The sequence below is a fragment of the Pseudomonas sp. 2957 genome (assembly GCF_031456345.1).
GTDB lineage: Bacteria > Pseudomonadota > Gammaproteobacteria > Pseudomonadales > Pseudomonadaceae > Aquipseudomonas > Aquipseudomonas siliginis.
In genome coordinates this window covers 639125-650792 of the sequence record NZ_JAVDUL010000004.1, presented here as the reverse complement: position 1 = coordinate 650792, position 11668 = coordinate 639125, and the positions used below count along the sequence as shown (strand labels likewise).

Below are 11668 nucleotides of genomic sequence, written 5' to 3'. Positions count from 1 at the left end.
AGGCCAGTCCCGTGACCACCATCGCCACCGCTTTTAATACTCTGCCGCTGTCCGCCGCCATGCTGGCTAACCTCGAATCACTCGGTTATGCCCAGATGACGCCGATCCAGGCGCAGAGCTTGCCGGTGATCCTCAAGGGGATGGACCTGATCGCCCAGGCCAAGACCGGCAGCGGCAAGACCGCCGCGTTCGGCATCGGCTTGCTCAACCCGATCAACCCGCGCTACTTCGGGTGCCAGGCGCTGGTGATCTGCCCCACCCGTGAGCTGGCCGACCAGGTGGCCAAGGAAGTCCGCCGTCTGGCTCGCGCCGAAGACAACATCAAGGTCCTGACCCTGTGCGGTGGCGTGTCGTTCGGCCCGCAGATCGCTTCGCTGGAGCACGGCGCGCACATCATCGTCGGCACCCCGGGGCGCATTCAGCAGCATTTGCGCAAGGGTTCGCTGGTGCTCGATGGCCTGAACACGCTGATCCTCGACGAAGCCGACCGCATGCTCGACATGGGCTTCTACGACGCCATCGAAGACATCATCATCAAGACCCCGGAGCGCCGCCAGACTCTGCTGTTCTCCGCGACCTACCCGGTGGGCATCAAGCAACTGGCTTCGAAATTCATGCGCGATCCGCAGACCGTCAAGGCTGAAGCCTTCCACGACGACACGCAGATCGAGCAGCGCTTCTACGAGATTTCCCCGGAAGAGCGCATGAGCGCGGTGACCAAGGTCCTGCACCACTTCCGTCCGGCGTCCTGCGTGGCGTTCTGCTTCACCAAGCAGCAAGTGCAGGAAACCGTCGATCACCTGACCGCCAAAGGCATTTCCGCTGTTGGCCTGCACGGCGATCTGGAACAGCGTGACCGCGATCAGGTGCTGGCAATGTTCGCCAACCGCAGCACCTCGGTGCTGGTTGCCACCGACGTCGCGGCCCGTGGTCTGGATATCGATGCGCTGGACATGGTGATCAACGTCGAGCTGGCGCGCGATTCGGAAATCCACATCCACCGCGTCGGCCGTACCGGTCGCGCGGGCGAGAAAGGCATCGCCATCAGCCTGGTCGCGCCGTCCGAAGCGCATCGTGCGCAAGCCATCGAACAACTGCAGAAAGCGCCGCTGAACTGGGATCAGATCGACAACCTCAAGTCCCAGGGCCTGGCGCCGCTGCAACCGCCGATGACCACCCTGTGCATAGGCGCTGGCCGCAAAGACAAAGTGCGCCCGGGCGACATTCTTGGCGCACTGACCGGCGAAGCGGGCATTCCCGGTGCGCAGGTCGGCAAGATCGCGATCTTCGATTTCCAGGCCTACGTCGCTGTCGAGCGCACCGTGGCCATGCAGGCCTTGCAGCGCCTGAACGACGGCAAGATCAAGGGCCGCTCGTTGCGCGTGCGTATTCTGTAAGCGATCTTCCATCCATGGGAGATCCCCTGTGGGAGCGAGCCTGCTCGCGAATGCAATCTGTCAGTCGACATCATTGTTGAATGACACAACGCTTTCGCGAGCAGGCTCGCTCCCACAGTTTGTTTTGTAGCGACCCACCAAGAGGACACCGTTTTGCGCTCTACCGAAGTCGTGATCATTGGCGCTGGCGCGGCCGGCTTGATGTGTGCCCTGACCGCCGCCGGGCGCGGGCGTCAGGTGTTGCTGCTCGACCACGCGAACAAGGCCGGCAAGAAAATCCTCATGTCCGGCGGCGGTCGCTGCAATTTCACCAACATGTACACCGAACCGAGCAATTTCCTCTCGCAGAATCCGCATTTCTGCAAATCGGCGCTGGCGCGTTACACCCAGTGGGATTTCATCGGTCTGGTCGGCAAGCACGGCGTGCCGTACCACGAGAAGAAACTTGGCCAGCTGTTCTGCGATAACAAATCCAGCGACATCCTCGGCCTGCTGCTTGATGAATGCGATCAGGCCGGCGTCGAGCTGCACCTGGACACCTCGATCCAGGCCATCGAAAAAACCGCCAGTGGTTATCTGCTCGACACCACCCTCGGTCAGGTCCAGTGCCAATCGCTGGTGATCGCCACCGGCGGCCTGTCGATTCCGACCCTGGGCGCCACCGGTTTCGGTTACCAGGTCGCCAAACAGTTCGGCCATGAACTGCTGCCGACCCGCGCCGGGCTGGTGCCGTTCACCATCACCGACCAGCTCAAGGAGTTGTGCACAGAGCTGTCCGGCACCTCGGTGGATTGTCTGGTCGGCTGCAACGAGCAGAGCTTTCGCGAGAACATCCTGTTCACCCATCGTGGCCTCAGTGGCCCGGCGATCTTGCAGATCAGTTCGTTCTGGGAGCCCGGCGACACGGTGGAGATCAACCTGCTGCCGGATCACGACGCCGCGAGCTGGCTGCAACAGCAAGTCGCCGAGCGTCCGAACAGCGAGTTGAAAACTTTGCTTGGCGAAATCTTCACCAAGAAGATGGCCAATCTGCTGGCGGACAACTGGTTTGTCTCCAAACCGATGAAGCAGTACACCCATGCTGAACTGGCGGAGATTGCCGAGAAGCTCGGCAGCTGGAAGGTTGTGCCGGCGGGGACTGAAGGCTATCGCACGGCTGAGGTGACCCTGGGCGGCGTCGACACCCGCGAGGTGTCGTCCAAGACCATGGAATCGCTGAAAAGCCCGGGCCTGTACTTTATTGGGGAAGTGCTCGACGTCACTGGGCATCTGGGCGGCTTCAATTTCCAGTGGGCCTGGGCCTCGGGCTACGCTGCTGCGCAGTTCGTCTGACCGGAACAACACTCCCCGTGTAGGAGCTGCCGAAGGCTGCGATCTTTTGATCTTGTTTTTACAGATCAAAGTCAAAAGATCGCAGCCTTCGGCAGCTCCTACAGGGGGGGGCGGGCGATCAAGGAACACTTTTTGCTGTCAGATGTGCTCGGCGCCATTGCGTCGGCGTCATTACTGGCTCAATTTAGCGGCATCGCCTCGGAAGGCCTTCGCACTTCATGTCCTCGACCTCGTTTCGTCAGTCTTTGCGGCGCCTGTGGGCGCTGGATAAATTCAGCTACAGCGTGCGGGTATTCATCGCCCTGACCGGCAGCATGGCGCTGTGCTGGTATCAGGATGAAATGGGCCTGCTGATCCCGTTGTTCCTCGGCATCATCGCCAGCGCCCTGGCCGAGACCGACGACAGTTGGCAGGGTCGTCTCAACGCCCTCGCGGTGACACTGGTGTGTTTCAGCATCGCCGCGCTGTCGGTGGAATTGCTGTTTCCCTACCCGATCATTTTCGCCGTGGCCCTGGCACTGGCCAGTTTCGGCCTGACCATGCTCGGTGCGCTGGGCGAGCGCTACGGTGCGATCGCCTCGGCGACGCTGATTCTGTCGGTGTACACAATGATCGGCGTTGATCAGCGCGGCGGCGCGGTCACTGATTTCTGGCACGAACCGATGCTGCTGGTCGCTGGTGCGGCGTGGTACGGCCTGCTCTCGGTGCTGTGGCAGGCGCTGTTTTCCAATCAACCGGTGCAGCAGAGCCTGGCGCGGCTGTTCCGCGAGCTGGGCCTTTATCTGAAGCTGAAATCTTCGCTGTTCGAGCCGATCCGGCAGATGGATGTCGAAGCCCGGCGGCTCGAACTGGCGCAGCAGAATGGCCGGGTGGTCGCCGCCCTGAACACGGCCAAGGAAATCATCCTGCATCGGGTCGGCAACGGTCGACCCGGCTCGAAAGTCAGCCGTTATCTGAAGCTGTATTTCCTCGCGCAGGACATTCACGAACGCGCCAGCTCTTCGCACTATCCTTACAACGCGCTGGCCGAGGCGTTCTTCCACAGCGACGTGCTGTTCCGCTGCCAGCGCCTGCTGCGCCAGCAAGGCAAGGCCTGCCGGGCGTTGGCCGAATCGATCCAGATGCGCCAGCCGTTCATCTATGACGCCAGTTTCGCCGAAGCCCTGAACGACCTGCATGCCTCCCTCGAACATTTACGCATCCAGAGCAACCCGGCATGGCGCGGCCTGCTGCGCTCGCTGCGCGCCTTGGCGGCCAACCTCGGCACCCTCGACCGACTGCTCAGCGATGCCAGCAACCCCGATGCCCTGGCGGACGCCACCGACAGCAGCCTGCTCGACCGCTCACCGCGTAATCTCAAGGACGTGTGGATTCGCCTGCGTACGCAACTGACGCCGACCTCGCTGCTGTTCCGCCATGCCCTGCGCCTACCGCTGGCACTGAGCATCGGCTACGGCATGGTGCACCTGATCCACCCGTCGCAAGGCTACTGGATCATCCTCACCACGCTGTTCGTCTGCCAGCCGAACTACGGCGCGACCCGGCGCAAACTCGGCCAGCGGATCATCGGCACGGCCATTGGCCTGACGGTGGCCTGGGCGCTGTTCGATCTGTTCCCCAACCCGGTGGTGCAATCGTGCTTCGCCATCGCTGCCGGTGTGGTGTTCTTTACCAACCGCACCACCCGCTACACCCTGGCAACGGCGGCGATCACGATCATGGTGCTGTTCTGCTTCAATCAGGTCGGCGATGGCTACGGGCTGTTCCTGCCACGGCTGTTCGATACCCTGCTGGGCAGCCTGATCGCAGGTCTGGCGGTGTTCCTATTCCTGCCGGACTGGCAGGGTCGGCGCCTGAACAAAGTGCTGGCCAACACCCTGACCTGCAACAGCATCTACCTGCGCCAGATCATGCAGCAATACGCCGCCGGCAAAAGCGATGACCTCGCTTATCGCCTGGCCCGACGCAACGCCCATAACGCTGACGCGGCGCTGTCGACGACACTGGCGAACATGCTCATGGAGCCGGGGCATTTCCGTAAGGAGGCGGATGTCGGCTTCCGCTTCCTGGTGCTATCGCACACGTTGCTCAGCTATTTGTCAGGGCTCGGCGCGCACCGTGAAACACAGTTGCCAGCGGAGGTGCGGGAGCATCTGATCGAAGGCGCCGGGGTGAAACTGGCGACCAGCATCGACGAAATCGCTCATGGTTTGGCGAGCAAGCAGCCGATTGCGATTCAGAGTGATGACGAGGAAGCGCTGGCCAATGAGCTGGAGCAGATGCCGGATGAAATCGATGAAGGGCAACGGTTGGTGCAGACGCAGCTGGCGCTGATTTGCCGGCAGTTGGGGCCGCTTCGGACGTTGGCGGCGCATTTGATCAAGGACACTGCCGAAATCAGCGGCGCCTGAGACAACGCGTTCGCGAGCAGGCTCGCTCCCACAGGGTATGCATTTCAAATTGTGGGAGCGAGCCTGCTCGCGAAGAGGTCATCAGCAACAAAGAAATTGCCGGATCACCCTTCACATTCCATGCCGCCGCAATAACTTCTCATAAGTCCCGTCAGCCTTCATCGCCTCGATCGCTCGATCAAACCCGGCGACGATCTGCTCATGCTGCGGGTTCTTCAGACTGACCAGAATATGCAGGCTGTTCTCACTCAACGGCTTGGGTAAAAACTCCACCGAATTGCGTACCTTGGCCGATTCCCGTGCCAGGTAATACTTGGCCACGTACTCATCCTCCAGGGTCAGCTTGACCCGGTCCGCCGCGAGCATGCGCACGCCCATGGCGAAGTTGTGCACAGGGACTTTCTGCATCGCCGTATCGGCATCGAAAGGGGCGGAATAGGCGTACCCGCGCACCACTGCAATCGGATAGGTGTGCAGTTGCTCGAGGCTGTTGTATTCAATAGGTGCGTCTTTACGCTTGAGGAAGCGGATGCGGTTGATCAGGTACTCACCGGAAAACTGGCCGATCTGCGTGCGCTCGTCGTTGTACCAGGCGTTGACCAGAACGTCGTAACGCCCCTCGCCAATCCCCAGCAATGCGCGCGCCCATGGCACTTGCTCGTAACCGCTGGCATAACCGGCGCGAGCGAGTGCGGTGCTGACAATGTCGGTGGCCAGTCCACCGTTGACCAGTGCATCGTCGGTAAACGGCGGCCAATTATCGAACGCCAGCCGCAGCTTCTGCGCCGCAGCATCCTGGCCCAGCACCAGCAGTCCGATCAAAGCAACGGCTTGAAGCAATCGCAGCATGCTTGAACATCCTCAGCGGGCAACCGCCCGACGTGGTTTCACGTCAAAACCAAAGGCCCCTTACCGGCAAAACCCAAGCATTGAACATTAGCTCATGGGAACCAGTGCGCAGTGCTCTTGAGCAGATTACACAAAGTCTCGGCGGGCGCGAGAAAGGAATGGTGGCATTTTGACCTTTATCACAGACTGTTGCGCCATACAGACATATGGCGCAGCTGCGCTTAGTATCGGGCGACATGGTCAAGGAATCGAAAAATGACAATCGAGTGGATCTGCAAACATCATCGCGATCTGGGCAAAGAGCAGTTGTACGCATTGTTGAAGCTGCGCTCTGATGTATTCGTGGTCGAACAGAAATGCGCCTACCCGGATCTCGACGGCCAGGATCTGGAGGGCGATACCCATCACCTGATGGGCTGGGAGGATGATCAGTTGATGGCTTATCTGCGCCTGCTGGACCCGGAATCACAGGGCGGCGACGTGGTGATTGGCCGCGTGGTGACCGCGCCCGCCGGCCGTGGCAAAGGGCTGGGCCACGCGATGATGGAACAGGCGCTGAAGCAGGCCGAAAAGCACTGGCCGCAGGTGCCGATCTATTTGTCGGCGCAGGCGCATCTGCAGGGGTATTACGGCAGGTACGGGTTTGTCGTGGTGGGTGAGGAATATCTTGAGGATGACATTCCACATATCGGCATGCGTCGTTCTTGAGGGCCTCATCGCTGGCAAGCCAGCTCCCACAGGTTCATCGCTCGTTCACGAAAACCGTGTTCGCTGGAGATCCCTGTGGGAGCTGCCAGCGATTGCGTCAGTTCAGGCGCGGCTGGATTCAGGGGTATTCCAGCACCGCTTTTATCTGCCGCAAATTGCGCTCGATCCATCCGCGATCAATCGCTCCCCACTCACGAATCCGATAGCGCCCGGCATGATTGCGTGCGCCCTCTTCCTGTTCGAACTCGCAGATGATGTCCAGATCGGCCAGCGCGGCAATCGTGTCCTGCGCCGTACGTCGCGGCATGCCGGTGACTTCGGTCAGCGTCGGCACACTCGGCGCCAGGCCGCTATCGATGAGATAAGCCACGTACAAACGGCGATAGAAACTGCTTTTGGTCTTGCTTACGTCCATCTAAACACTCCCACCGTTAAAAGATCGCAGCCTTCGGCAGCTCCTACAGAAGATCGCATTTCAACTGCAGGAGCTGCCGAAGGCTGCGATCTTTTGATCTTTACTGCATATCCCGCCACGTCAGGTACACACGCAGATCGAACTCGATCTGGTGATACCCCGGCAGCATGTGCTCGCACAGTTTATAGAACGCCTTGTTGTGATCCGATTCCTTGAAGTGCGCCAGCTCGTGCACCACGATCATCTTCAGAAAATCCGGCGCGGCGTCCTTGAACAGCGCGGCGATGCGAATTTCCTTGTTGGCCTTGAGCTTGCCGCCCTGCACCCGTGACACCGTGGTGTGCAGACCGAGCGCGCGGTGGGTCAGGTCGAGGCGGTTGTCGAACAGCACTTTGTCGATCGCCGGCGCATTACGCATGTACTGCTGCTTGAGATCCAGCGCGTAGCTGTACAAGGCCTTGTCGCTCTGCACGTCGTGTCGCCCTGAATAGCGCTGATTCAGGTATTCACCCAGACGCCCTTCGGCAATCAGTTGGCGCACCTGATCCTGCAATTGCGCGGGGTAGGCCTGGAGGTACTTCAACACAGTCATGGACAAGCGACGCGGTTCGAAAAAGGTCCGCCAGTGTAGCGAATTCAACCGGGCAGCGCGCTCCAGTCAAACGGCTCGACGAAGCTGACCGCGTCTTCGGCGATCAACGGCCGCGCGACGAGGAAGCCCTGCACGTATTCGCAGCCATGGGCTTGCAGCCACTGATATTGCTCGAGGGTTTCCACTCCTTCGGCGATCACCAGCAGACCGTATTGCTTGCACAGGTCGATGACCATGCGCACCAGCGCCGCATCACGTGGCGAGTTCGGCAGGCGCGCGATCAAGTGGCGGTCGAGCTTCAGCGTGTCCAGTTCCAGATCGCGCAGATGCGCCAGCGAGCACGGCCCCGAACCAAAATCATCCAGCGCCACGCGCACCCCGAGATGACGCAGCAGCCGCAGTTGCTTGCGGGTTTCGTCCGGGTCTTGCATCAACGCTTCTTCGGTGACTTCGACTTCCAGTTGCCGCGGTTGCAGCGCATGGCGTTCCATGACTTGACGCAATTCAGTGACCAGATTCGGCAGGCCGAACTGGGTATTGCTCAGGCTCACGCCAAGCACCAGATCTTCAGCGAACAAGGTTTCCCAGGCTTTACGCTGACCGGCGCCACGGTGATAGATCCAGCTGCCGAGGCGACTGATCAAGCGCGCCTCTTCCAGCAACGGCAGAAACAACCCCGGCGGCACATCGCCGACGCTCGGATGCTGCCAGCGCAGCAACGCTTCGAACCCACGGATCTGTCCGCTGCCGATCGCCACCTGCGGCTGATAGACCAAATTGAAATCGCGATTCTCGATGGCCTCGCGCACGCTGTCTTCCAGCATCAGACGCGAGCGTGCGCGGCCGTTCATTTCAGGGTCATAGAAACGATATTGCTGACGCCCGGCGCGCTTGGCCTCGTACATAGCGATGTCCGAGGCGCGCAGCAAGCCGTCGAGATTGCGCCCGCAGTCAGGATAGGTGGCGATGCCGATACTGGCGCCAAGGACGATATCCAGACCTTCGATCTGCTGACACACCGATACCCGTTCGATGAGTTTTTCGGCAATCTTCGCCGCTTGCTCGGGGAACTCGAGATCCAGCAGCGCGGTGAATTCATCGCCGCCCATACGCGCGAGAATATCGAACGGCCGCAGGCACGCTTTCAACTGTTCGGAGACCCAGCGCAACACGCGATCGCCGGCATCGTGACCGAGGGAATCATTGACCCGCTTGAAGCCGTCGAGATCAAGGTAGAGCAACACCCAACTGCTGTCGCTACGTTCGCCGCGCAACAGCAGGTTTTCGACGGTCTGGTAGAACCCGCGTCGGTTGAGCAGCCCGGTCAGCGGATCGGTTACCGCCTGGAATTCCAGTTGCTGGTGCAAGTGACGCACCACCGACATGTCCAGCACCGTTACCACCATCGCATGCTGCTCCGAGGACAGCGGCGCACAGGACAATGCCACCGGCACTTGCTGCCCGGGCGCCGTGCGCAGCAACGCATCATGCAGGCGCAGGGTTTCACCGCGCTGGTAGCCGGCGTAGAACTCGGAATCGGCCCACAGGGGAATGTGTGGCTTCTGCAGGAAATCGAGAAACTCCTTGCCTTGCAGATCCTTCACCGGCGCATTGAGCAACCGCGAAATCGCCGGGTTGGCGAAGCGGATCACGCCGTCCTCGCTCAACACCAGAATGCCTTCGGCGGCGTTGTCCAGCACTGAGGCATTGAAGGCGCGCGCCACTTCCAGGTCATGACTCAGGCGTTGCAAGGCACGGCGATTGCGCTGGTGCTCGAGCAGCGCCTGGACCTTGGGCTTGAGGATTTGCGGATCGAACGGCTTGAACAGGTAATCCACCGCGCCGCTGGCATAGCCTTTGATCACGGCGTCCTGAGATTGCTCGTTGGCGGTGAGGAAAATGATCGGCGTCAGCCGCGTGCGCTGGCTGCCGCGCATCAGCCGCGCGACCTCGAAACCGTCCATGCCGGGCATCTGCACATCGAGCAGGACCAGGTCGATGTCGTGTTCGAGCAAAAGGTTCAGCGCCTCGAAACCGGAGGCGGCGGTCATCACGTGCCAATCCTGACGCTGCAGCAACGCGCGCATGCTGATCAGATTTTCGGGGTAATCATCGACGATCAAAAGGACCGAGCTGCCTTCACCTGGCTGGGGTTGCGCGCATTCCATGCTGCTTCTCTTATCGGGACCGGTTGCCGGCAAAACCATAGACGTACTGAGCCTTCACTCTAGACGCGGATCAGTGAAAGCAGAAGCTGTCATCCCGCCATCATTTAAACAATGCTCAACCCAGCCGACTAACGGTCACCGCTACAGCCCCCGAAAACCGGGCGGGATGGCATTTCGACAGGACTTTGACGTCAAGTAATCGCCGGACGGGCATTAACAAAAATTGCCGCTACGCTTATAAAGACGCCCGAAAACGCGCGGGCTAGAGCTTCTGGCACCGGCGTTCCGGATGAATTGATTGGAAGAACCGTCATGATCGACCTCGCAACCTGGAACCTCAGCGTTCCTGTTGGCAGCCCGCCGTACACCGTCGAAACCTCGAAACTGGTGGATGGCTTCAAGGATCAGTACTTCCATTCCGACACCGGCACCCTGTTCTTCTGGTCCCCGGTGACTGGCTCGAAAACCGAAAACGCCATCTACCCGCGTACCGAACTGCGCGAAACCTACAGCAACGGCACCCTGCGTAACTGGTACTACCCGGACGCCGACAACCTGCTGCGCGCCACCCTCGCGGTGAACAAGGTGCCGAGCTCGGGCAAGATCGTCATCGGCCAGATTCACGCGTACGAAAGCCAGCGGCCGATGGTCAAGCTCGAATATCAGTACAAGGAAAAAACCCAGACCGGCAATCTGGTGATCAAAGTGCGCATGCGCCCGGACGACGCCGAAAGCCGCGTCATCACCCTCGCCACCGGCGTCAAGCTTGATCGCGAATTCAACTATCTCATCCACTTGAGCCCCGGCGGTGCCCTGGGCGTGAGTGCGGCGGGCTATCAGTGGGACTCCCAGATCAGCGCGACCTGGCGCGACAAGCCGCTGTACTTCAAGGCCGGCGTGTATGTGCAGGACAACACCGGGTACACCAGTGAAGGTGGACAGGTGACGTTTACCAAACTGGATATTGATCACGACAAGTAACCCATTTCGACATCGCAATCCCTTGTAGGAGCTGCCGAAGGCTGCGATCTTTTGATCTTGATGTTGGCGCCTCTTGGGACGCCGGGATCAAAATCAAAAGATCGCAGCCTTCGGCAGCTCCTACCTTTAAACAGCGTTGTTTATATCTGTCAGCAGTTACTTCCGGATGCCTACAACAGCTGATTCCCAGTGATCGGGTTTAGTAGCCCGTGGTTACGCGATGCGCACTGGCACCATTCAGTCGGGCATAACCCGCGCTTGATGGTAGCTGTACGCAGAGCGCCTTCGGGTGCGCCGGTCGCGTCTCCCCGGTCTACTAACCTGCGTTCAGCTGCCACCCTCTTCGTTTAGTAGCGATCCGGTGTCGGCTCCATTTACCGGAGACGAACCATGATCAAATCAACGCCGCACCCCAGAAACAGTCCCGCATCCCCCTACGAATCCCTTGATTCCAAAAAACTCAACGACGCCGCCGAACGCGCCCTCGACCATTACCTCAAACCGTCCGCCTTCATCATGGCCAGCACGCACAAACCCGATCCATGTACCTCGCCAACCCGAAGTACAACACTGAATCGCTGCTGGCAAACGCCAGCGAAACCCTGGGTTCAGCCAGCGAAATGCTCAACAACTTCGCCGCCATGCTCGACACCTCACACCGCAGGACTGCGCTAGGCATCGCGCAGGTGGTCATGCTCGTTGAACTGAAGGAATAGTCGTCCACAAAAAAGCCTCCCTCACCGCGGGTTTCTTGAGCCAAATAGATTAAATGTTCCGCATACGCTACATTGACATCAAAATGTGACGGTAGCGCA

At 60.0% G+C, this 11668-nt stretch carries 9 protein-coding genes and 1 pseudogene; 6 read left to right on the top strand and 4 right to left on the bottom strand.

Going from position 1 to position 11668, the window contains the following annotated elements:
• Window positions 1-11 precede the first annotated feature (11 nt).
• From dbpA to yccS, 3 genes are all read left to right on the top strand, one after another.
• Window positions 12-1397: an ATP-dependent RNA helicase DbpA gene (gene dbpA, locus J2Y39_RS17645; RefSeq protein ID WP_024014613.1), complete on the top strand. Its 1386-nt coding sequence runs from the start codon at window positions 12-14 to the stop codon at window positions 1395-1397.
• A gap of 153 nt (window positions 1398-1550) precedes the next feature.
• The gene (locus J2Y39_RS17640; protein ID WP_310218933.1) at window positions 1551-2729 is read left to right on the top strand and encodes an NAD(P)/FAD-dependent oxidoreductase; all 1179 of its coding nucleotides are present in this window, start codon (window positions 1551-1553) and stop codon (window positions 2727-2729) included.
• 218 nt (window positions 2730-2947) lie between these two features.
• The gene (gene yccS / locus J2Y39_RS17635) at window positions 2948-5140 is read left to right on the top strand and encodes a YccS family putative transporter (RefSeq protein WP_095181360.1); all 2193 of its coding nucleotides are present in this window, start codon (window positions 2948-2950) and stop codon (window positions 5138-5140) included.
• A 111-nt stretch (window positions 5141-5251) separates the two neighbouring features.
• On the opposite strand, the gene J2Y39_RS17630 is transcribed toward yccS, so the two are convergent.
• Window positions 5252-5989 (bottom strand): ABC transporter substrate-binding protein, encoded by a 738-nt coding sequence (locus tag J2Y39_RS17630; protein ID WP_056786502.1) that lies wholly within the window; start codon window positions 5987-5989, stop codon window positions 5252-5254.
• Window positions 5990-6244: 255 nt separating this feature from the next.
• Between J2Y39_RS17630 and J2Y39_RS17625 the strand changes: the two genes are divergently transcribed.
• Window positions 6245-6697, top strand: coding sequence for a GNAT family N-acetyltransferase (locus tag J2Y39_RS17625; RefSeq protein WP_252868404.1), 453 nt, complete (start codon window positions 6245-6247; stop codon window positions 6695-6697).
• Window positions 6698-6815: 118 nt separating this feature from the next.
• On the opposite strand, the gene J2Y39_RS17620 is transcribed toward J2Y39_RS17625, so the two are convergent.
• The 3 genes from J2Y39_RS17620 to J2Y39_RS17610 form a co-directional block, all read right to left on the bottom strand.
• Complete coding sequence (locus J2Y39_RS17620; RefSeq protein WP_016772794.1) at window positions 6816-7112, bottom strand: helix-turn-helix domain-containing protein; 297 nt, start codon at window positions 7110-7112, stop codon at window positions 6816-6818.
• Between the two features lie 100 nt (window positions 7113-7212).
• Window positions 7213-7704, bottom strand: a complete 492-nt coding sequence (locus tag J2Y39_RS17615; protein ID WP_095181434.1) for a YgjP-like metallopeptidase domain-containing protein — start codon at window positions 7702-7704, stop codon at window positions 7213-7215.
• Window positions 7705-7748: 44 nt separating this feature from the next.
• A complete protein-coding gene (locus J2Y39_RS17610; protein WP_310218930.1) occupies window positions 7749-9872 on the bottom strand; it encodes an EAL domain-containing protein in 2124 nt (707 codons plus the stop codon).
• A 312-nt stretch (window positions 9873-10184) separates the two neighbouring features.
• Here J2Y39_RS17610 and J2Y39_RS17605 point away from each other — a divergent pair, with 312 nt between their 5' ends.
• Window positions 10185-10853, top strand: coding sequence for a polysaccharide lyase family 7 protein (locus J2Y39_RS17605; RefSeq protein WP_016772792.1), 669 nt, complete (start codon window positions 10185-10187; stop codon window positions 10851-10853).
• 390 nt (window positions 10854-11243) lie between these two features.
• A pseudogene (locus J2Y39_RS17600) lies at window positions 11244-11569 on the top strand (DUF6124 family protein).
• Window positions 11570-11668: the final 99 nt, after the last annotated feature.